General features: G+C 45.7%; 20 protein-coding genes. 10 read left to right on the top strand and 10 right to left on the bottom strand.

Annotated elements, in window-relative coordinates; translation table 11 throughout:
* Window positions 1–20: 20 nt before the first annotated feature.
* From ACLWBB_RS12530 to ACLWBB_RS12510, 5 genes are read left to right on the top strand one after another with little or no spacing between them, the layout of a single operon-like run.
* Window positions 21–3,161: a TAT-variant-translocated molybdopterin oxidoreductase gene (locus tag ACLWBB_RS12530; RefSeq protein WP_413287867.1), complete on the top strand. Its 3,141-nt coding sequence runs from the start codon at window positions 21–23 to the stop codon at window positions 3,159–3,161.
* Entirely contained in the window at window positions 3,161–4,525 is a 1,365-nt protein-coding gene (gene nrfD / locus ACLWBB_RS12525; protein WP_413287866.1) for an NrfD/PsrC family molybdoenzyme membrane anchor subunit, read from the top strand. Before ACLWBB_RS12530 ends, nrfD begins: the two co-directional genes overlap by 1 nt.
* A complete protein-coding gene (locus ACLWBB_RS12520) occupies window positions 4,525–5,052 on the top strand; it encodes a DUF3341 domain-containing protein (RefSeq protein ID WP_413287865.1) in 528 nt (175 codons plus the stop codon). The genes nrfD and ACLWBB_RS12520 overlap by 1 nt, the downstream gene beginning before the upstream one ends.
* Window position 5,053: 1 nt before the next feature.
* A complete protein-coding gene (locus ACLWBB_RS12515) occupies window positions 5,054–5,614 on the top strand; it encodes a c-type cytochrome (RefSeq protein WP_413287864.1) in 561 nt (186 codons plus the stop codon).
* A gap of 9 nt (window positions 5,615–5,623) precedes the next feature.
* A complete protein-coding gene (locus ACLWBB_RS12510; RefSeq protein ID WP_413287863.1) occupies window positions 5,624–6,826 on the top strand; it encodes a molybdopterin oxidoreductase in 1,203 nt (400 codons plus the stop codon).
* Window positions 6,827–7,212: 386 nt separating this feature from the next.
* Here the strand turns inward: ACLWBB_RS12510 and ACLWBB_RS12505 are convergent, their stop codons facing one another.
* The 6 genes from ACLWBB_RS12505 to ACLWBB_RS12480 all read right to left on the bottom strand — a co-directional run bounded on the left by ACLWBB_RS12505 (window position 7,213) and on the right by ACLWBB_RS12480 (window position 10,517).
* Window positions 7,213–7,758, bottom strand: a complete 546-nt coding sequence (locus tag ACLWBB_RS12505) for a hypothetical protein (protein WP_413287861.1) — start codon at window positions 7,756–7,758, stop codon at window positions 7,213–7,215.
* A gap of 248 nt (window positions 7,759–8,006) precedes the next feature.
* Entirely contained in the window at window positions 8,007–8,705 is a 699-nt protein-coding gene (locus tag ACLWBB_RS12500; RefSeq protein ID WP_413287860.1) for a DUF4360 domain-containing protein, read from the bottom strand.
* A 264-nt stretch (window positions 8,706–8,969) separates the two neighbouring features.
* Window positions 8,970–9,125, bottom strand: a complete 156-nt coding sequence (locus ACLWBB_RS12495) for a hypothetical protein (protein WP_413287859.1) — start codon at window positions 9,123–9,125, stop codon at window positions 8,970–8,972.
* Between the two features lie 43 nt (window positions 9,126–9,168).
* Complete coding sequence (locus ACLWBB_RS12490) at window positions 9,169–9,522, bottom strand: hypothetical protein (protein ID WP_413287858.1); 354 nt, start codon at window positions 9,520–9,522, stop codon at window positions 9,169–9,171.
* Window positions 9,523–9,701: 179 nt separating this feature from the next.
* Window positions 9,702–10,076 carry a bleomycin resistance protein gene (locus ACLWBB_RS12485; RefSeq protein ID WP_413287857.1) on the bottom strand — a complete coding sequence of 125 codons (375 nt, stop codon included), beginning with the start codon at window positions 10,074–10,076 and terminating at the stop codon, window positions 9,702–9,704.
* A gap of 18 nt (window positions 10,077–10,094) precedes the next feature.
* Window positions 10,095–10,517: a hotdog fold thioesterase gene (locus ACLWBB_RS12480; protein ID WP_413287856.1), complete on the bottom strand. Its 423-nt coding sequence runs from the start codon at window positions 10,515–10,517 to the stop codon at window positions 10,095–10,097.
* Window positions 10,518–10,794: 277 nt separating this feature from the next.
* Here ACLWBB_RS12480 and ACLWBB_RS12475 point away from each other — a divergent pair, with 277 nt between their 5' ends.
* Window positions 10,795–12,702 (top strand): C1 family peptidase, encoded by a 1,908-nt coding sequence (locus ACLWBB_RS12475; RefSeq protein WP_413287855.1) that lies wholly within the window; start codon window positions 10,795–10,797, stop codon window positions 12,700–12,702.
* Between the two features lie 79 nt (window positions 12,703–12,781).
* On the opposite strand, the gene ACLWBB_RS12470 is transcribed toward ACLWBB_RS12475, so the two are convergent.
* Complete coding sequence (locus tag ACLWBB_RS12470; RefSeq protein ID WP_413287854.1) at window positions 12,782–13,831, bottom strand: outer membrane beta-barrel protein; 1,050 nt, start codon at window positions 13,829–13,831, stop codon at window positions 12,782–12,784.
* A 226-nt stretch (window positions 13,832–14,057) separates the two neighbouring features.
* Here ACLWBB_RS12470 and ACLWBB_RS12465 point away from each other — a divergent pair, with 226 nt between their 5' ends.
* From ACLWBB_RS12465 to ACLWBB_RS12450, 4 genes are all read left to right on the top strand, one after another.
* Window positions 14,058–15,641, top strand: coding sequence for a hypothetical protein (locus ACLWBB_RS12465; protein WP_413287853.1), 1,584 nt, complete (start codon window positions 14,058–14,060; stop codon window positions 15,639–15,641).
* A 17-nt stretch (window positions 15,642–15,658) separates the two neighbouring features.
* Window positions 15,659–16,438, top strand: a complete 780-nt coding sequence (locus tag ACLWBB_RS12460) for a hypothetical protein (protein WP_413287852.1) — start codon at window positions 15,659–15,661, stop codon at window positions 16,436–16,438.
* A 72-nt stretch (window positions 16,439–16,510) separates the two neighbouring features.
* Window positions 16,511–17,254, top strand: coding sequence for an EI24 domain-containing protein (locus tag ACLWBB_RS12455; protein WP_413287851.1), 744 nt, complete (start codon window positions 16,511–16,513; stop codon window positions 17,252–17,254).
* A 21-nt stretch (window positions 17,255–17,275) separates the two neighbouring features.
* A complete protein-coding gene (locus ACLWBB_RS12450; protein WP_413287850.1) occupies window positions 17,276–17,818 on the top strand; it encodes a hypothetical protein in 543 nt (180 codons plus the stop codon).
* Here the strand turns inward: ACLWBB_RS12450 and ACLWBB_RS12445 are convergent.
* The 3 genes from ACLWBB_RS12445 to ACLWBB_RS12435 all read right to left on the bottom strand — a co-directional run bounded on the left by ACLWBB_RS12445 (window position 17,815) and on the right by ACLWBB_RS12435 (window position 20,392).
* Window positions 17,815–18,408 carry a histidine phosphatase family protein gene (locus ACLWBB_RS12445; protein WP_413287849.1) on the bottom strand — a complete coding sequence of 198 codons (594 nt, stop codon included), beginning with the start codon at window positions 18,406–18,408 and terminating at the stop codon, window positions 17,815–17,817. The genes ACLWBB_RS12450 and ACLWBB_RS12445 overlap by 4 nt on opposite strands.
* A 10-nt stretch (window positions 18,409–18,418) precedes the next feature.
* A complete protein-coding gene (locus ACLWBB_RS12440) occupies window positions 18,419–19,117 on the bottom strand; it encodes a DUF4360 domain-containing protein (RefSeq protein WP_413287848.1) in 699 nt (232 codons plus the stop codon).
* Between the two features lie 126 nt (window positions 19,118–19,243).
* A complete protein-coding gene (locus ACLWBB_RS12435; RefSeq protein WP_413287847.1) occupies window positions 19,244–20,392 on the bottom strand; it encodes a sensor histidine kinase in 1,149 nt (382 codons plus the stop codon).
* Window positions 20,393–20,418: the final 26 nt, after the last annotated feature.

The raw sequence follows: 20,418 nt of genomic DNA, 5'->3' as shown, positions 1-20,418 counted from the left end.
TTGAGTTTGTGGAAGGTACTATGTCTGAAAATAATCATCACGATCATGAGCATACACACGAGCACTCTGAAGCTGAACTAGCAGCAAAGAAAGCAGCTCGTCCTCAAATCGAAAGAGACAATACATATTGGCTGACTTTGGAACATTACAACAATGATCCTGAGTTCATGAAAAAAGCGGAAACTGAATTCCAATCTTCTCCACTGCGTGAAAAAGACGGTGAAGGCGGTTGGGCACGTCGTGAGTTCTTGAAACTTATGGGTGCTTCTCTGGCAATGTCGGCTGCAGGTTGCATCCGCCGTCCAGTGCAAAAAATCGTTCCTTACAACAAGCAACCTGAAGAAGTTACTTTGGGCGTGGCGAACTACTACGCTTCGACATACTTTGATGGCAGCGAAGGCTTGGGCGTTCTTGTAAAAACACGTGAAGGCCGTCCGGTAAAAATTGAAGGGAATCCAAAGTTCCCACTCAATAACGGTGGTATGAGCGTTCGTTCTCAAGCAAGCATTTGGAACATGTACGACCCTGAAAGACTTCAAGGTCCTAAGTACAACATCTTCAATGAAAAACGTACGAACAAAGACACAGTTGGTATTAAGTGGGACAACCTCGATGATAAGGTTGTAGCTCAACTTAAAAAGGGCGGCGTTGTTGTTTTGACTGGCAACATGGCTTCTCCATCAACTCGCGCAGTTGTTTCTGACTTCGCACAAGCTTTCAAAGCAGACCATGTTTCTTGGGAGCCAATGGCTCACGAAGATGTTCGTGAAGGCCAAAAAGCGTCTTACGGTGATGCGGTTGTTCCTCAGTACCGTTTTGACAAAGCAAAAATGATTGTATCTATCGATGCAGACTTCTTGGGAACTTGGTTGAACCCAACGACGTTCACATCTCAGTTTACAAGCGCTCGTCGTGATCCTAAGAAAATGTCAAAATTGGTTTCTTTCGATTCGACATTCTCTTTGACTGGCGGAAACGCGGATATCCGTTTCAAAATCAAACCTTCGCAACAGCTTGATGTTGTGATGGGCTTGATCAACGCTCTTGTTGTGAACAAAGGCGTTTCTTCATACGCCAACAACGAGAAATTCAAAGAAAGCTTAGTTTCTTACGCGAATGCAGCACAAAAGCTTGGCGTCGAGCCAGCATTGTTTGCAAAAGTAGCTTCTGACCTTTGGGAAAACAAAGGGGAATCATTGGTTGTTGCCGGTGGTTTGCAAGCGATGACTTCTCGTTCTCGCGAGCTTCAAATCGCAGTGAACTTCTTGAACAGCCTTTTGGAAAACGACGGCAAAACTGTCGATGGAAAAAATGCTCTTCCAGGTATGAAAGCATCTTACTCTGACATGGAAGCTCTTATTAAGAGCATGAACGAAGGCAAAGTAAAAACTTTGATCGTTCACCGTGTGAACCCAGTTTACGGCCTTCCAAAAGAAGCGGGCTTCGTAGAGGCTCTCAGAAAAGTGGAAGTGGTTGTCTACACTGGCGATCGTATTGACGAGATGGGCGACAATGCCACTTTCGTAGCTCCAGACAACCATCCTTTGGAAACATGGGGTGATGCGGAGTTTGCAAAAGACGTATTTGCAATTCAACAACCTGCAATTCGTCCTATGTACGACACTCGTTCGTTCCAATTGACATTGATGACTTGGGCATACTTGGCAAAAGTAGGTCCTAAGCGTTTGACTGATAATGAAACTTTCTATGACTACTTGAGAGCTTTCTGGAAAGAAGAAATCCATCCGAAGTTTGGTAAAGGCAAAGGCTTTGAGGACTTCTGGTCTGATGTTCTACAAAACGGTTTCGTTGGAGATTTCGACAAGTCTTCTTCAGCACGTTCTTTCAAATCTGAAGCTTTCAGTTCTATTAAAGCAGCTGCGACTAGCACCGGTTATGAGTTGGTTCTTTACCCAACAATTCAATTGGGTGATGGCACTTTGGCCAACGTAGCTCAGTTGCAAGAACAGCCAGATCCAATCACTAAAATCGTTTGGGACAACTATGTTTGCGTTTCTATCGGCACTGCCGAGAAAAACGGTTTGAAACAAGGCTCTGTTGTTGAGTTGAAAGTTGGCGATAAAAAAGTCGAACTTCCAGTTCACATCCAACCAGGTCTTCATGACGATGTTTTGGCAGTTGCAGTTGGTTACGGCCGCACAAAAGCGGGTAAAGTAGGTAACGGTATTGGTAAAAACATGTATGAATTCGTTTCTTTCAAAGACGGCGCTGTTTATTCAGGTCAGTCTGCTGGAATGACGAAGCTTGCGAAGAAGTACAACTTGGCTTCTGTTGCGGGTAACAACTCTATGGAAGGCCGTATGATCGTGGCAGAAGCTACGCTCAAGGACTACATGAAGAGTGAAGGTGCTGGCGTTCATAGACACAAAACTTGGAGTTTGTGGTCTGGTCACCAGTACAACGGTCACAAGTGGGGTATGTCTGTTGACTTGAACACTTGCACAGGCTGTTCAGCTTGTATGACTGCTTGCCAATCTGAAAATAACATCACTGTTGTTGGTAAAGAGTACGTTCTTCAAGGCCGTGAAATGAGCTGGCTCCGTGTTGATCGTTACTACGTTGGAAACCCAGAGGATGCTTTGGCAGTCTTCCAACCAGTTATGTGCCAACACTGTGACAATGCTCCTTGCGAAACTGTATGTCCGGTTCTTGCGACTGTTCACAGTGACGAAGGTTTGAATGAAATGGTTTACAATCGCTGCGTAGGAACTCGTTATTGTTCAAATAACTGTCCATACAAAGTACGTCGTTTCAACTGGTTCAACTATGCGAAGTTGATCGAGAAGCCAATGCATATGGCTTTGAACCCAGATGTTACAGTACGTCCGCGCGGGGTTATGGAAAAATGTACTTTCTGCGTTCAAAAAATCAAAGAAGGTAAAAACAAAGCGAAGCTTGAAGGCCGCAAGTTGAAAGATGGCGATGTGAAAACAGCCTGCCAAACAGCATGTCCTTCTCAAGCAATCATTTTCGGTGACTTGAATGACCCTGAAAGCCAAGTAGCAAAAATCTTTAAGGACGAGCCTCGTTCATACGCTCTTCTTGAAGAGTGGCATGCGGCTCCATCAGTGCGTTATCTCTCTAAGATCCGCAACAACGACAAAGAGACCGCAGTAGCTCATGGGAAAGGTGGTCACTAATGCTTCAACGTAATAAGCTTGTCCTTGGTGACAAAAATCTGAAAGACATCACAGAAGACATCTGTGCTCCGATTGAAGCTTATCCTTCTAAAGGGTGGCTCGGTCTTTTCACGGGTGCTCTTTCTATCTTGGTATTTTACGTCATCATCTTGGGGATCGTAATCGGTAAAGGTATCGGTCTTCTAGGGGTGAATCACCCGAATGCATGGGGAACGATGATCGTGACCTTCGTATTCTGGATCGGTATCGGTCACGCCGGTACATTGATCTCTGCGATCTTGTTCCTCTTCCGTCAAAAGTGGAGAACATCGGTTGCGCGTACAGCAGAAGCGATGACGGTTTTCGCCGTTATGACCGCGGGTCTATTCCCGTTGCTTCATACAGGTCGTCCTTGGTTGGATTACTGGTTGTTCCCATATCCAAATCAACGTGGTCCTTTGTGGGTTAACTTCCGTTCACCACTTTTGTGGGACGTTTTCGCGGTATCTACTTACGCGACTGTTTCTATGGTGTTCTGGTACGTCGGTTTGGTTCCGGACTTTGCAACTATTAAAGACCGCGCAAAAAACAAAATCCGTCGCACAGTTTACGGAGCTTTGTCTTTGGGTTGGAGAGGAACTGCGAAAAACTGGTCACACTATGAAATGGTGTACTTGATCCTTGCAGGTCTTTCGACTCCGCTCGTTCTTTCAGTACATACAATCGTCTCCTTCGACTTCGCCGTGTCTGGTCTTCCGGGCTGGCATACCACGATCTTCCCACCGTACTTCGTTGCCGGTGCGATCTTCTCTGGTTTCGCGATGGTTGTGACTTTGATGACCTTGGTTCGTATCGGGGTTCCAGAGTTTAAAAACTACATCACTCTTGATCACATGGAAGTGATGAATAAAATCATCATGGCGACTGGTTTGATGGTTGGTTACGCTTACGGTTCTGAGTTCTTCATTGCTTGGTACTCTGGCAATGCTTACGAGAAATACGTATTCTTCAACAGCCGTGCCTTCGGTCCTTATGCTTGGTCATACTGGACGATGATTACTTGTAACGTTTTGATCCCTCAGGTGTTCTGGTTCAAGAAGTTCCGTCGTTCTATCCCTGTGATGTTCGTCGTTTCTATCTTCGTGAATATCGGTATGTGGTTCGAGCGTTTCGTGATCACGATCACGTCTTTGCACAGAGACTTCTTGCCAGCGAACTGGGGTAACTACCCATGGTCATTCTTTGACGGTGCGGTTTTGTTCGGTTCATTCGGTATGTTCTTAACATTGTTCTTGTTGTACCTACGTTTCTTCCCTGCAATCTCAATTGCCGAAGTGAAGCCTGTATTACCTGTAGGACGTGACGATAAAGGAGGGCACCACTAATGGCTCAACGTAGAATTGGCGGTATCGCCGGAATTTGGACAGAAGAACATGCTGTTGTAAAAGCAGCAGCTAAAACCCGCGAAAAGGGTTTTACAAAATTCGATGCCATCACTCCTTATCCAGTGCACGGCATGGAAGAAGCTTGTGGCATTAAAAGATCTTGGATTCCTTACGTAACTTTCGTTGCGGGGATGACGGGTTTGTTGGCAGGTCTTTGGTTGACATGGTGGACTTCTGCCGTGAATTGGCCAATCAACGTCGGTGGTAAACCGTTCTTCTCTTTGCCAGCATTCATTCCAATCATGTTTGAGTTGACGATCTTGTTCGCAGCTTTGTGCTCAGTAGGCGCTTTGTTCTACATCACAAATATGCCAAGCATCGATCCTCCAACGATTGATCCTGATCTGACTTCTCATAAATTTGCGATCTTCATCCCGCAAAACGACTCTGGCTATGACGAAGCTAAAATTGAAAGCTTCTTCAAAGAAATGGGCGCTGCGGAAGTGAAGAAAGTGACGGAGTACTAAGATGAAAGCACAATTTGATAAAATCATCCTTGTGACAGCAGCGGCTTTGGCGCTTTCAGCTTGCGGAGCTAAAGGTAACAAAACCAACGTAGAGTTGATTCAAGATATGATGGAGTCTCCAGCGATTAAAGCTCAGGAGTACGACGAGTCTTCTCCGAATCATTCAGGGATGAGAGTTCCTGCGGATAAAACGGCTCCTGTTGGCTTCACACCTTATCAATTTAAGGGGAATCTTGAAGGCGCTTCTAAAAATCCAAATCCTTTAGCTGGGAAAATGGACGACGACGTTCTTATGATTGGTCAAAAGTACTTTGAGACCCAGTGCATGGTTTGCCATGGTCAAAAAGGTGCTGGAAATCCAGACTCTAACGTTGTGAAAAACATGGCTTTGAAACCACCTTCCGTTGTCACTGACAAAGTGAAAGGTTGGACAGATGGTCATCTTTACCATGTGATCACTGAAGGGCAGGGGGTTATGGGACCTTACGCGTCTCACGTTCCTCAAGCTTATCGTTGGCAAGTAGTTAACTATATTCGTTTCTTACAAAAAGAATCTAAGTAGGTTTTAGATATGGCATCATCAAATCATTCACACGAACTTCACGTTGGTAAGTATGAAGCTTCTCAGAAGCTGAAAATTACCAGCTATGCATTCATCGCCATCGGTCTTGTTACCTTTGTTGTTGGACTTATGAAAAACCAAGAAAGAATGTGGGCTGCTTACCTTGTAGCTTTCTTCTTCTTTGCATGTATCGGTCTTGGCGGCCTTTTCTGGTCAGCTATCCAAAACTTGGCAAAAGCAGGCTGGAGTGTTTCTGTCCGCCGTTATGCTGAAGGTTTGACCGCTTACATCCCAGTGATGGTTGCTACAAGCTTCATCCTGATCTTGGGTCTTAAGTATCTTTACCCATGGGCTGATCATGACAAAGTTGCAGCAAGCGCTTTGTTGCAATCTAAAACGACTTACTTGAACACTGCTTTCTTGATCATTCGCTTGATCGTGTTCGGTGCAGGTATGTTGGTTTTCCGCCAAATCTTGGTGGGCAACTCTTTGAAACAAGATAAAACTGGTGATGAGTCTCTTACTCACAAAAACGTGGGTTTCTCTATCGGTTTCGTTTTGTTCTTTGCCATCACGTTCTCGCTTTTCAGCGTTGATATGTTGATGTCTTTGTTGCCAACTTGGTACAGCACCATCTTTGGTATCTACTGCTTCGCAGGTCTTTTCCAGTCTCTGTTTGCAGTTATGATTCCAATGGCAATCTTCTTAAAAAGATGTGGTTTTGTTAAAGGATACGTGACCGAAGAGCACATTCATGACTTGGCTAAGTTCATGAAGGGTTTCACAGTGTTCTGGGCTTACATTGCGTTCTCTCAATTCATGTTGATTTGGTACGCTAACATTCCAGAAGAAACTGAATACTACATCATGCGTGCACAACACGGTTGGATGGGTATTTCATTTGCTCTTTTGATCTTCCGTTTCATCGTTCCGTTCTTGGCTTTGTTGCCAAGAGGTTTGAAGCGTAACGAAAACCACTTGTTGGCAGTTTCTGCATTGGTTCTTATCATGCAATACACTGACATCTATTGGATGGTTTACCCGAACTTCTTCCACGGTCACTTGGCATTCGGTTTCTGGGAAATCGGTATGTTCTTGGGCTTCGCCGGTTTGTTCTTGTTCGCGGTTACTCGCTTCTTGAGCAAGCACAGCTTGGTGCCTTTGAAAGATCCTCGTTTGCACGAGGCTATCAATCACCACGTCACTTACTAATACCTAGTAAGATATTCGGTTCGATTCGAAACCCACGTCTACCACGTGGGTTTTTTTTCGTCTTTGAAACGGGGATTTGGCAGAGAGGGAGGGCTGGGCTTAGGGAACTTCCCAAAGGGGTACAGCCTTCCGGGCTTCACGCCAGCGTCCGCCTTCGGCGGATGCGCGCCATCCAGGCGCCGCTGGAGCCCCCTTCGTGAACTTCACTAAGCCCAGCCCTCCCTCTCTGCCAAATTGTTTCTCATTCGAAAGGCTTGTGCGCTGGTTGTGTTGTCGGAAAATAAAAAGCGCAGACTTTTTAATCTGCGCTTTTCGATATATGTTTTGGCTATTTAGGTAGTGTTCGACAAAAGCTCGGTGGAAAGTGACGTGAGCTGTTGGATTTTCTATTTCCAATCAAAATAGATTTGTTCAGGGCCGCGCTGGCTATAGCGAATTCTTAGCGGCTCAGAAAGTCCGTTTTGAACGAGGTCATTGAGAGCTTCGCCATCACAACTGTCTGGCGTAAAGCCAAAGGCGATGCGCTTTGAGGTGCCAACTTTTTGGCCTTTGTTGTTAATGCCTTCAACATTTAGGTGGACAGCACATTGATTGAAAAGTCTGAAGGAGTGGTTTGATTTCAAAGTGTATTCTTTGTTATTATAGAAACTCACTGTGTCGCGACCCGTTTTTTTAAGGTCTCCAGAAAAAGAAACGTAATCTGTAATTTGCATATCACCGCAATTGACGTAGATACGACTTTGACAATATTGGTGAGTCACAAGAAAACTGACTTTTGTAACGGTAAGTCCTTCGCTAGGAAGGTCAAAGCTTCCACTGAAAACACCTACACTGGATATCATTTTGGTTGTCTTTCTCACGGACAAATCGAGATTAAATGCAGACGCAGAAACAGATGAAAAGAGCCCTAACGCTAAAATCAAAGACTTCATAAAATATCTCCCTTATTTTTGAGGCGAAAAAATATCATAAGACCCTAATCCGAATTATACAAAAAACATGGTTTTGTATAAATTACTTCTAATCAGATGGCATTAAGCAATCATTTTTAGCTAATGGCTTAACCCGTGGTGCCCCGAGCCTGCGTTTAGAAAGCATAGCATTTTTGTTTTTGACGCCAGAGCCGCTGAGTTTTCTCATGGCCTACTTGATAAGTGATTTTAGTTTCCTTTCGATGCTTTTACTTCATTGCGTTCTTTTTCCCGCAGCGTTTCCATTCTAGTTGGAAATCTTGTTGGAGGCTTACGTCGGCGCTGTCTAAGCTTAGCATTGCGGTTTCGCGTGGCTCGCCTGTGCGTTTTGCTGCGCCTACTGGGTAGTAAAGCACCATGTGCGTGCCTAAGCGTAACCGAATGTTTGGTGGGCCACAGGGAGTATGAATGCGTTCTTTAAGAGGCTGTTCTAAGCGGAAAAAATAATTGTCAGTAAATGGTCCTTGCATCGGGGCCTCACGAAGCATCGCCGGTGGCATGCCATCGGTGCGATAAGAGAATCGATGACGAGCCGATGCGCCAGCAGGTAGGTGTGCGAAGCCGCGATAATCAACGGATTTAACTGCCAAGGACCAACCTGCTGGAGTTTCTATTTCAACTCGGATTTGGCAATTTTTAACTTGTTGGCCATCATTGGGACGGGCCGTACCTGCACCGACTTCCAATGTGAAATCTGAAAACAACACAGAGATTGCTTGTAAATCAGGTGCGAGGCTAACAGCTGTGTTTGTGGCTTCGCAACCTGCGCCGCCAGTTTGTACTGAAAGGATTTTTGCAGAAGGCGGTAGCTCCGTTTGGCCTAATGCAACCTCAGTTGCTAAAAGAACCAATAAAAACAACGCAGCTCCGTTGATAGCGTAAAGTAATTCTTTCCAGGCTGGTTTCATTTTTCGCCCCTCCGCAGAGGGGATATTGCAAACCCGGGGCCTTCTTTTTGGAGTCAAAACGACACCTTAAGGATTGCTTGAAGGCAGAAAGTGCCTGCTGAATTTGGTTTAACTTGAAGCCCCAGGTTTCAAACTAGTCGGCCAAATTGTTTCTCATCCGAAAGCTCTTTTGCACTGTTTGTGTTAACGGAAAATAAAAAGCGCAGACTTTTTTATCTGCGCTTTTCGATACTTGTTTTGGTTACGTAACTGGTGGTTTGATAACTAATTCTTTTTAAGATTATCTTTAAAAAAAATAATTAGTAAGGCAATTGCCACAATGACGGCACCGATGCGAATCCAGTCTTCGCGTGGAGATATTGCCACTAACACCATTCCAGCTACGCCAGCCAATAGGGGCAGTTGTTTTACTGATTTCATCGAGAGCTCCGATTCACTTTCGTCTTTCAGTTAAATTCCAAATTTAGCGGTTGGCGGTTCTTTGAATTTTTGCGCATCTGAAATGGATGTACATGTTTGCTTCTTTGGACTCAGTAGAGGTGCTGGAATAATTATTTCCTCGTGTTGATCCACTGGTAAATACTTGTCCCGTGCCTTCAAGTCTTGAATCTTCTCTTAGGATCTGAGGACGGCCTGGAGCGCAGTAATGTCTCATCTCTTCGATGGCTTTTTCGCGGTTTTTATCGGCTAAAAACCAACCGGTATTATATTTCACTGTACCACCACGAGTAGGGGCGTAGTTTTTAGTTACGATCTGAGCACAGCCAGACAATAACAATAAAAAAGCGGGTAGTACGAGTTTAAGAGATGTCTTCATAGATCCTCCGATATGACCTATGAACTGCAGAGGATATGCCACTCAGGAGTGAGTATATGTTTTTATAGGTGTCTCATTTTGAGAATGGTCAATTTTTGCCCCTTGATGGAAAGGGAATTATCACTGACACAATGAATAGAGCTATATGAAATTGCACTTCATGGTTGTCTCCAGGGTGCCTAGTCGACGGATTCGCCGAAGCGAATTGCATTTAAGTAAGGATCGTCGATTTGCATTTCGTTCATGCCCCAGGGTTGTTTTGTCAGTTCGTATCTGAAAGGGGCACCACGTTCTTTGAGTTCTTTGAAGAGGGGCTCGATGTTTTGTACTCGGATATAACAGCTGCTAGCGCTTCCTATGTCTTTTGCTTCTTTTTCTGAAGCGGCTTTCCAGAAATGGATTTCTGTTTCGCTGCGTTTTACTGAGAGGAAGCCGTGGTCGATCATTTTGGCTACGACTTTAAAGCCTAGCTTTGTTTCGAAAAAGTTTGCGGTTTTTTCGATGTCGGCCGTTGGTAATTGGGGGATTGCTGGTCCTAGCTTTGTCTCACTCATAGCTTTCTCCGAAGGGTCTTACTTGCGATCGACGATCATCACTGTGAGGCGGCTCACGCAGACGGTTTCTTTTTTGTCGTTGTGGATTTCGATGTTCCAAACGTGCAGGCTTTGGCCAACGCGGATAGGAGTTACTTTTCCCCAGACGAAGCCAGATGTTGCGGACTTTAAATGGTTGGCGTTTATTTCGATTCCTACTGGCATTTTGTTTTGAGTAGGCAGGCAAAACACCGAAGCAATGCTGCCCATGGTTTCTGCCAAAGTCACAGACGCGCCTCCGTGTAAGAGACCCGCAGGTTGTTTGGTGCGATGATCGACCGGCATTTTAGCGATCAGGTAATCATCACCAATTTCTGTGAACTCAATTCCGAGGTGATCAACCATGGTGTTGGCTGACGCTTTTTTTAAGGACTCTAAGTCCGGCTTTTTCGTCCAAATCATGCCTCAATATTAGAAGCATTAGGCCCATGAAACAAGTGGACCTTTTTAAAAACCTCAAATTTAAATTTTCGTTTTTGTGGTTTGACGTTTTACTGATGTGGTCATCAAAAAAGAGTCTTTCTAATCTATTATTTTGATCAATGTGCCGAACATAGGGCCGTGGTTTCTTAAGGGGCGTTTTGTTTCGTAATGAGAGTCATTGCTTTTTCATCACATGTTTTTCTGATTCAAAGATAAACTGAGGGAGGTCTCGTTTGCTGGAACCTTTGGGGGAATTTTGAAAAAAATATTGCAGGTGATCGGTGTGCTCGCTTTGGCGGGTGCTTTAAATGTTTTGTATGTCAACATGAGCAGTCTTAGTCCCAATCAAGGGCGTGCCACGGGTTTAAAAGAAGCCACCCCCGAAGAATTGAAAAAGCTTAAAAAAGTGAAGATCAAAAAAATTCGCGCGAATAAATTGGCTTTGGAAAGAATCAATTCGGAGCGCCGTGAGCGCGGCCAAGCGCCTCTGCCAGAAGCGCCCGCGGGCCTTCCAGAATATGAGACCGAAGTGAGCCCTGAGTTCGGGGCGAGCGAGCCCACAGGTTCGGCGTCCACTTCAAGTGACGGCAGCGTTTTTGGCGCTACTTTGCCAACGGGAGTCGACAACAGCAATCTCGTCTCCTTCCCGGTCATCGGTGATCAGGGAACTCAAAATTCTTGTGTGGGCTGGTCCACCACTTACTATTTGATGAGTCACGAAGTTTGTCTGACTCTGGGCTGTAACAACAAGACCTCTCGCACGAAAGTTTTCTCGCCTCGTTGGACCTATAATTTGGCCAGTGACGGCGCCGATGGCGGCACGAGCTTTGAAGCCGCCCGCGGTATTACTGAAAAACATGGGGCTGTGACACTTTCGGAGCTTCCCTATAATGTGAATGACTATCGCTCTTGGGATTTAAATCCGGAGCATTGGCGAACGGCGATTTCGTGGCGCCTCAAGAGCAGCAGCATGATCATCAATAACGACGCCGGAATTGCCATGGCTAAAGAGTGGCTCACGAACGGGCATGTGTTGAATTTCGGAACCTATATTTTCAGTTGGACCTATAACACCATCAAGACAAACCCGAATGCGTCCAGCAATCCTTTCGTTGGTCAAAAGATTGCGACCTATATGACAGGCAGCAAGCAAGGCCCTCACGCCATGACGATCGTGGGTTTCAATGATGATATCTGGTCCGATATCAACGGCGATGGTCAAGTTGATGCCGGAGAGCTTGGCGCCTTCAAAATTGCGAACTCTTGGGGAAGCAGTTGGGGGAACAGCGGCTTTATGTGGATTTCCTACGATGCCTTCCGCCTTGCGACAGCTGTGCCTAATATGCTCGTGAGCCGTCTCCCGATACTTGCTGCACAAGGACTCGCCCTTGCACAGACGTATACTCCTTACACACCAAAACTTCTCATGAGATTCACGCTCTCACATTTGGCGCGCGGAGCAATTATGCTGGATCTCGCTTCATCATCGTCATCAACGACGACGCCACAAACTTATTGGCGCCCGGGAGCCTTGTATATGAGAGGCGGTTATTATGCCTTTGATGGCAGTACTAGCAGGGAAGTTGATGGCACATTTTACTTCGACGCTTCAGATCTGCTGACGACGTCGCTGGATCAGCTGAATCTGCAGAACTTTTATTTCCTTTATGTTGACACTTACTCTGGAAATCCGCTGACGATTCGCTCGTTCGAATTGGTCGATCCAGCCTCCGGCGCCGTCTTGGCCTCGTCCGGTGGTCTGCCCCTGTCTATTGATAATGCCCGAAACCAACTGATCGTCGGCAATGCTATCAGTCCACCGCCAACGCCGATCCCTACACCGACGCCAACATCAACGCCAGCTCCAGTGGTCGACACTCAGGCCCCATCAGCACCGATGGGAGTCAGTGCTCTATTGGCAACAAACGGAAAGGGCCGAAAAGCAGCCGTTGCGGTGAAGGTTCAGTGGAGCGCAGCCTCAGACAATGTGGGTGTGAGCAAATATTTGATTTATCGTAATGGGGTCAAAGTGGGTGAGACTACCTCGTTGAGCTACTCTGATGGAGCGACAGTCGCAGGAGCTAGCTATTCTTATCAAGTGACTGCGGTCGACGCTCAAGGCAATGAATCGCTGAAGTCGAACTCGGTCACGATCAGTAGATGATCGTGGTCAGGCTAACCTCGGAGCAATGGGCGCATGAAACAAGTGTATTATGTAGGTTTGCTAGCGTGTCTGGAAAGAATTAGAAATACGCTAAAGCTGCAAGGGTTATCATTGTAGCATTGTCAGTCGCTACGCCGTCTTTGTTAAAATAAACATCTTCATCCGCATGATCGAAGCGGCCTTCGACATAAAGATTGAGATGATCTGTTAATTTGATTTTGTCTGTCAGGTAAAGAACATTCACGTGATCGGCGGCGGCGTAGCCGATGTCATTGGCTCCTCGGACCATCTCATAGCGAACGCCAAAGTTATTAATACCATAGGTATATACGGCCATAGCGCTGGTTGCATCAAACCAATGGGTAGAAGCTCCCTCTACCTGATAAGTCTGAGCATCATAGGTTAGTACCAACAAAAGATTGCTGGTTGGTTTGTAAGATACCCAAAAGTCAGACGAAGATTTCTGCGTGGTTCCCGTGGCCGGAGCCTCTGAAGCATCTTTACCTGTCAAATAGCCCGCAAACCCCGTAAAGTCTGCGAACTTCATCATTATTGAAAGCTCTGTTGCTTTTGTCGCAGCATAATCTTCACCAGTGGCGCCGAAGTTGAACTGATTGTATGTCGAAGCAGAAGCCGTAAAAGAGTCACTTATGTAGTTGGCCCTTAGCCCCTCACCAGATCCTGGCACGATTCGTTGATAGGCGATCGAGTTATTGTAAAAGGTATTCTCGTACCTCAAAACAGAGTCATAGCCCATTGTCGTTACGAGACGGCCAAAGCCCAAATGCAGTTTCGGAGTTACCTTATAGAAAACTTCCAATTGGCTTAAGGTACTAAAATTGGCCGTTGCGGTTTTGACTCCATCGGGTGAGTACTGCCTAGGAGTATAGTTTAAGCGAGCTATAAGTAGAATCTGCTCAGCGTTTTTCTTCAGGCGTAATACAGCATCATTAAGTCGATATGTTTCATTCGTAGCACCTTCGGTGTAAGGAATGGGGATCCCTTTGGAGGATAGGAAGTTGTAATCAAAAGCAACTTCCCCCTCGGCACCGATGCCATCAAATTCTGCCGCCTCTGCGTAGAGCCCCCAGAAAACCACAATTAGTAGTAAAAATTTAAAACGCTGCATATTCCCCAAAAGTAATTCGGTTACTAGGGAATGGATATAGGGACTGAAGAAATACAAACTATTTACGCTCCATAAAAGGTATTCGGAACATCTCGAGAGCGGGACGGCTCTGCTTGAAACAAGCCTGGACCTTGGGTGGCTATTCTTCGGTCTAGAGTTGCGGCCTTGGGCCGGTGTGTTGGTGGATTTTCATTAAGTGGAATGTCCAGGAGCCGATAGGCTCTACATGGGAAACAAACATATATCATTTGACCTCAAAGTTTTCGCTCTAGGAACGGCTTTCACGTTAGTTTTGGGTGTGGCTACACATACCCGTGCTGCCACCGCAGACTACTACAAGTGCAATGATCGAGTCGGGGGCGAGTATAACTATGGTCGCGCTCCTCAAGCCTGCAACGCCAACGCGTTTGGTGAAGATCGTTTTGTTGTTAATACTTATGGAACACTGATCTTTAACGATAGTGAAGTTCGCGCTTCCGAGCGCTCTCGTTATGTTGATGAAATGAACGCCGTCATCCGTGATGCTGCGACTTACTACATGAAGAAGCGTAAGCCCGCTGTAAGCTCTACAGAGCTTTCTTGGTGGTTGATTGGTGTTCAAGCGACAGCCAGTCACGAAAGTTACTGGAGTCACTACCGCAAAGCCACTGACGCTCGTATTAAAATGATGAGAGGTGACTACGGTCACGGCCACGGCATGATGCAAATCGATGATCGTGCGCATTTCTCAGTCATTGATTCGGGGATCGCTTGGAATCTTATCAGCAACCTGACCTATGCAATGGACATCTACTATAAGCAGTGGGAACGTGCTCCTTCGCAATCTTGTGTGAAGTCTGCGACGGATTATGAAGCTCGCGTGCGCTCTGCATGGGCGGCTTACAATGGTGGCGCTGGAAAGATCTGTCGTTGGAAAAATCCTAACGATAAATGGGCTCAGAACGATAAAAACTTCTATGAACACTACAGCAAACGTCTTTGGCAAAAGCACGTAACCAATGCCAACAAGAAAGCTTCCATTGACGTTGCCTGCTTGATCGAGAAAAAAGAAAATTGTCCAGCACCTGGTAGCGGCGAAAGTACGACATTAAAACCTGGAGTTCTTTATAAGAATGCTTCTGGCGTCTACTGTGTTGTGAACAATAACAAAGCTTCGTGCGTAAATGAGGCACGTGATGCGATCTGCTTAAAGGTTGTAAGCGATTATTCTTCGAATGAAGCAACGCTTGTCAAAGACTCAGTTCTTGCGAACTACGCTCCAGTGACTTTGGATCGCCATAAAGTGTGCCCGCAGTATGAAAATACTTTGTATGCTGTTGGGACTCAGATTGAGGTTTTGAAAAATACCAATCTGCGTGCGACCCCTGGTGGTGGTATTGTGTCTGTAATTCCTCAGAATCAAGTATTGTCTGTATTGGATTTTGAGCTTCGTAATGCGCCAGCAAATGATCGCTATTACAAAGTGAAGTTCCAAAATAAAGAAGGCTACATCTTTGCTGGCAATAAGACCGACTACCAGTCTTGGGCAGTGGTTGATGAGTCAAATTCATGGCCTGCGACTTTGGCTCGTGTTGGTGAAACGGTAAAGATCATCAATGCAGCTGGAATCAATCAGCGGACAGCTCCAGGCGGGGAATTAATCCGTTTGATTCCAAAAAATACGCAATTGCAAGTTTATGATGTGTTCGTCGAAAGCTCTAACAACAAGGTCTACTACAAAGTCAGCTATCAGGGGCAAGTGGGATATATCTATACAGGATTTATCCTTCCGACAGATACAACGGCTGAGTGGACTCAAGTCCTTCGCTAGAGATTTAAGAGGTGAGTATGGATTCGTTAAAGTCGAAAGCTTTTATTGTTGGTACTGTCATTTTAGCGGCCCTGTCTTTGTGGCAGATGAAGTCTGTGCGTAAAGCAGATAGGGTTTCTTCAAAAACGACGAAACCAGTTTCTGAAAACATGCGTGCACCGGCGAATACACAGACGCCGCAAAAACCAACGACAGCGACGGTGAATCCCACTGACAAAGACAGCTTGTTACAAGCTTTGAAAGATACCAAAGCCTGCTACGGAAACGAAGCCTGTGATTTTCCACAAACAGATCCAAAATCTTACGAGATCGCCGTAGGGCAAAAGCTGCATGGGCTTTTAAAAACATATCGTGCTGCCTATGCCAAAGATCCTGCAAATCTTGCGCAAACAGAAGCCTTGGCTCGCGAGTACATCGAGAGCACGGACGAGTTTGTTCAAGAATCGGCTTTGGAACTTATGACGGACCTGCCGCCATCAGAAGAAAATCTTAAAGCATTGACCGAGTCGTTAACGAATACTTCGGATCCTCTCTTGGTAGAGCAGGCGATGAATGAAATGAAGCGCTATATGGGAACTTCTTCAGAGTATGTGGTGCATCACTACCTGACAGAACTTCTTGGGCGTGGCGCCGTTTTTTCGTCTGAACAAGCGGTGCGTGGTCTTTTTGGATTTATCAACGCCAATAGCTATCAAACTTATGCGGATCTTGTGCGCACATTGCCTGTGGGATCCAGCGTTGGCCGTGACTTAAGAGCTCTTCTTGAGGAATACCGCCGTCAGCAAACTGGCGGGTAGGATCTTTAACATTTCCAATATTCCAGAAATTCGTGCATAGTCTTCCTATTAAAGTTCATTGAGGTGAAGACTATGGACAAAATTTTTCGTGCTCTGAAGCAATCATTTCAAGCCTGCGGTAATCCACGCATTTTGTTTTTGCTGTTTTTGCCATTTATGCTGGCTGTGTTTGTGGGCCTGGTATTGTTTTTCACTTTGGGAACCTGGTGGATTACAGCTGCAAGCACGGGCATTGAACAGTCTTTTGTTATGCAATACATCTCTGAAAAGTGGAATATCCTGAGCAGTGATTCTGCGGCATCCGTTTCTTACTTCTTTGTTTTGATCGTCACAATTTTGCTATTGATTCCTTTTTCATACTTAGTTGCAGTGATCTTGGTATCTTTAGTGTTGTTGCCATTCATACTTCGAATTCTCGAAAAGAAAGATTATCCGTCTTTAGATAAAAAACGTGGTGGTAGTTTTTCCGGAAGTCTTTGGAATACTCTGAAGGTGAGTGTGATTTATTTAGTCGCGCTCTCGGGGACTTTGTTTTTGTGGTTGGTTCCGGGATTTGCAATCGTGATTCCGCTTCTGCTAAGTGCTTACTTAAATAAAAATCTTTTTGTCTATGATGTGCTGGAAGAGTTTGCGAGTGTTGAGGAAAGACAGCGCATTGAAAAGGAAAATCGCGGATTGTTGTATGGTCTGGGTGTGATTCTGGGCCTTATCAATTACGTCCCCTTGGCCTTTGTCGTGGCCCCGACTTTCGCCAGCCTAGCCTATAGCTATTTTTGCTTGAACGCGCTGAAGGACCTGCGGGAAAATAGACCTTGATCGAACGTTCAAGGAGTGAACATGAGATTTCAAGGATTGATTTATATCATCGCGACTCTTGCGATGGTCGGGTGTGCACATTCTAAAGTTCAACAGACAGAAACTACTGCGCAAATAAACGCAGCGACAGTGGTGACACAACCAGAAGTCGTGGTGCCTTTAGCTACAGTCGCAGAAGCGCCGGTAGTGCCAGTTAAGAAAGCCGACAACAATGGCTTTCTGATCTGCAAAGCTAAGAAAAATAAATTCTTTTATGACTGGAACGCAAGCTCGTTGTTGTCAGGTGAAAACAATCAAAACACTGTGCGTTTTGAATTCCGCTCGGCAAAACGTCCCGCTGGTGAAAAAGGTGAAAACCTTAAAGCTGGTGAGTGTGGTTGGGCTGAAGAAGCACTTGCTGGAAATAAGAAAGCGAAATCCCAAGTCACTTTTAAAAGTTTGTCTGATGAAGTCACGCATAACTTCTACAAGCTTAAAACTGGCAAAGTTTTTAAAGTACCAGTTCGCCAAACCCAAAATGGAATGATGGCGGCCCCTGGCACTGGCGTGAGCGTTGTACGCTAAGGTTGAAAGACCATGCCTTGGAAAGAAAGAGTTTCTTCTTTCCAGTGAAGTTCGAAAACCCCACAGTTAGGAATCGGTAACATCTCTGTGCGATCAGGGCAGAGATGATGTCCCAAACGACGAATCATAAGGCCGTGAGTGTAAACCGCGGCCTTTTTAAATTCATGCTTTCTAAAAATATCTTCCAAATGAGTTTTGAATCTGTGCAAGGACTCGTGATGAGTTTCGCCACCTGGGAACGCGAAGTTGGCGTGAGGCTCTAGAGAAATCCATTTTTCCCAAGCGTCGCGTCCATATTGGGCAACAACTTCAGTTTCGGTTTTACCTTCGATGTCTCCTAAAAGAACTTCGCGGAGGCCGGGCATTTTAATAATGTTTTCAGATTGAGTTGAAATCTGCGCCGTTTGAAAGGCGCGATCTAAATCACTGCTAAAGATTTTATCCATCGAGTGCTGCTGAAAAAACTTTTGCAGAGTTTGTGCCTGAGAGCGGCCTTCCTCATTCAGAGGGATGTTCGTATGCCCCTGCATTTTTCTTTGCATGTTCCAGTCAGTAATTCCATGTCGAACCAAATACAGTGTTTTCGTCATGGAACTATTATTACTTCATTGCGTTCTTACGTCCACATCGTTTCCACTCAAGGCGGAAATCTTGCTGAAGGCTGACGTCCGCACTGTCTAAACTGAGAATCGCTGTTTCGCGTGGACCGGTTTTGCGCTCGTTCTTCACTGGGTATTTTAAAACCATCTTAGATTTTAAACGTAAACGAATGTTTGGTGGTCCGCATGGAGTGTGCGGGCGTTCGCTGAGGGGCTGCTCTAAGCGAAAGAAATAGTCTTGATCAAGAGGGCCTTGCAGAGGGGCTTCACGCAGATTTGCCTCTGGCATTCCGTCAGTGCGGTATGCAAAACGGTGCTTCGCGATCGCGCCCACAGGAAGGTGAGCATAGCCGCGATAGTCGACCGAAGCGATCGCCATCGACCAACCCGGAGGCGTTTGGATCTCGACTCGGATCTCACAGTTTTTCTCTTGTTTTTCTAAAAGGGGATTTGCCGTGCCTTGGCCAAGTTCCATGTTGAAGTTTGAAAAAAGGACCGACATTGCCTGTAAATCCGGAGACAGACTCACCGCTGTTTGGGTGGATTCACAACCCGAGCCTTCAACGCGTGAGCCGATAATACGGGCGCCTTCTGGCACCTCTGGAGTTTGCCCCAAGGCGATTTCTGTTGCCAAAATAATAAGCAAGAAGAGGAAGGCTCCGTTTACAGCGTAGAGTAATTCTTTCCATGCGGGTTTCATCTGTGGTCTCCTTAAGGGTGCCTATTATGGTCACTCTCGGCCTCTTATATTGCAAAGAAGGGGCCCTCATTTTGGGTGTCAAATTGACCCCTTTTTAGGAGACGGACTTTAAGTTTTACTTGAGCTTTAAGAGTCTGTTTTTGGCTGAAACTTTGGTAGGCGAAGGACGAACTTGGTATTGGCACTTGTGCGATCCAAGTATATTTCCCCATGATGTTTCATAACGATTTCAGAAACAATGCATAGACCTAAACCCATGCCTTTGCCCATTTCTTTGGTAGAGAAGAAAGGTAGCATGATGTTATCAGCAACATCTTTTGGAATTCCGCTGCCCGAGTCCGTGACGTGGATTTCAACATTGTCGTCTTTTTCGAAAGCTTCAATCAGAATCCATTTTTCCGGCAACGAGGCAATAGCATCGTGAGAGTTATTGAAGAGGTTCAAAAGAGCTTCTTCAATTTGAATCAAATGACATTCAAATTCCAAGTCATCGGGAATATCACCAATGCGAATGTCGATGCCATGGTTGTAGAAGCGCACTTTGCAGAAATCTAAAGTTTCTTGGATGATCTCACGCACATTGATGCTGTCGATGGGGCTGTCATCTTGGCTATGGGCAAAGGCACGCAAAGATTTTACGATCTTGGCGATCTTGTCTCCGGTCTTGCTAATGCTCTCAGAGGCAGATTTGATTTTGGCGGCATCTAAATTGCCATTTTCAGCCATTTGCAAAAGCTGAAAGGCGCGTGCCTGAATCACCGTCAGTGGATTATTGATTTCGTGAGCGATACCGCCAGAGATTTCTCCGAGGACTGCCATGCGCGATGTCGAAAGAAGGCGCGTCTTTTGGTCCTCGATGAATTTTTGCTTAATAACATCTTGAGTGATGTCTTTGGCGACCCCATAGATTTTGACCATCTTACCATCTTCAGTGGCCGTATCGACACTGCCATGCATTTCGATAAAGTGAACTTCGCCATTAGGCCAACGAACACGGTATTGAAAGCGAAGACCGGCGCTAGTTCTCAGGTCCTCTAAGAGTTTTTTATTGGTCGCTGTGACTGTTGGAAGATCTTCAGGGTGGACGTGAGAGAAAAACCACTCGATGGGATCTATTTTTTGACCTTCGGGAACGCCATGCATGCGGCGAACTTCTTCGTCCCAAACGACATCAGCAGCTTTATAAGGGTCTTTGGTAACCGTGGCTTCCCAAATGCCCATATGTGCTGTTTTAAGGCAGAGATTTAGCTGCTCAAGAGTTCTATTCTCAGTCATTGATAACTTTTTATTGGCTTGGAAGG

The organism is Bdellovibrio sp. HCB337 (assembly GCF_047302465.1).
In the GTDB taxonomy this organism is placed as follows: domain Bacteria; phylum Bdellovibrionota; class Bdellovibrionia; order Bdellovibrionales; family Bdellovibrionaceae; genus JACMRP01.
Note: the sequence above shows the minus strand (reverse complement) of the source record. Positions and strands in the feature narration are given on the sequence as shown.

Coding starts and splice junctions, on each gene's coding strand:
- ACLWBB_RS12530 (WP_413287867.1), top strand. CDS start 21: ATGTCTGAAAATAATCATCACGATCATGAGCATACACACGAGCACTCT.
- nrfD (WP_413287866.1), top strand. CDS start 3,161: ATGCTTCAACGTAATAAGCTTGTCCTTGGTGACAAAAATCTGAAAGAC.
- ACLWBB_RS12520 (WP_413287865.1), top strand. CDS start 4,525: ATGGCTCAACGTAGAATTGGCGGTATCGCCGGAATTTGGACAGAAGAA.
- ACLWBB_RS12515 (WP_413287864.1), top strand. CDS start 5,054: ATGAAAGCACAATTTGATAAAATCATCCTTGTGACAGCAGCGGCTTTG.
- ACLWBB_RS12510 (WP_413287863.1), top strand. CDS start 5,624: ATGGCATCATCAAATCATTCACACGAACTTCACGTTGGTAAGTATGAA.
- ACLWBB_RS12505 (WP_413287861.1), bottom strand. CDS start 7,758: ATGAAGTCTTTGATTTTAGCGTTAGGGCTCTTTTCATCTGTTTCTGCG.
- ACLWBB_RS12500 (WP_413287860.1), bottom strand. CDS start 8,705: ATGAAACCAGCCTGGAAAGAATTACTTTACGCTATCAACGGAGCTGCG.
- ACLWBB_RS12495 (WP_413287859.1), bottom strand. CDS start 9,125: ATGAAATCAGTAAAACAACTGCCCCTATTGGCTGGCGTAGCTGGAATG.
- ACLWBB_RS12490 (WP_413287858.1), bottom strand. CDS start 9,522: ATGAAGACATCTCTTAAACTCGTACTACCCGCTTTTTTATTGTTATTG.
- ACLWBB_RS12485 (WP_413287857.1), bottom strand. CDS start 10,076: ATGAGTGAGACAAAGCTAGGACCAGCAATCCCCCAATTACCAACGGCC.
- ACLWBB_RS12480 (WP_413287856.1), bottom strand. CDS start 10,517: ATGATTTGGACGAAAAAGCCGGACTTAGAGTCCTTAAAAAAAGCGTCA.
- ACLWBB_RS12470 (WP_413287854.1), bottom strand. CDS start 13,831: ATGCAGCGTTTTAAATTTTTACTACTAATTGTGGTTTTCTGGGGGCTC.
- ACLWBB_RS12465 (WP_413287853.1), top strand. CDS start 14,058: ATGGGAAACAAACATATATCATTTGACCTCAAAGTTTTCGCTCTAGGA.
- ACLWBB_RS12460 (WP_413287852.1), top strand. CDS start 15,659: ATGGATTCGTTAAAGTCGAAAGCTTTTATTGTTGGTACTGTCATTTTA.
- ACLWBB_RS12455 (WP_413287851.1), top strand. CDS start 16,511: ATGGACAAAATTTTTCGTGCTCTGAAGCAATCATTTCAAGCCTGCGGT.
- ACLWBB_RS12450 (WP_413287850.1), top strand. CDS start 17,276: ATGAGATTTCAAGGATTGATTTATATCATCGCGACTCTTGCGATGGTC.
- ACLWBB_RS12445 (WP_413287849.1), bottom strand. CDS start 18,408: ATGACGAAAACACTGTATTTGGTTCGACATGGAATTACTGACTGGAAC.
- ACLWBB_RS12440 (WP_413287848.1), bottom strand. CDS start 19,117: ATGAAACCCGCATGGAAAGAATTACTCTACGCTGTAAACGGAGCCTTC.
- ACLWBB_RS12435 (WP_413287847.1), bottom strand. CDS start 20,392: ATGACTGAGAATAGAACTCTTGAGCAGCTAAATCTCTGCCTTAAAACA.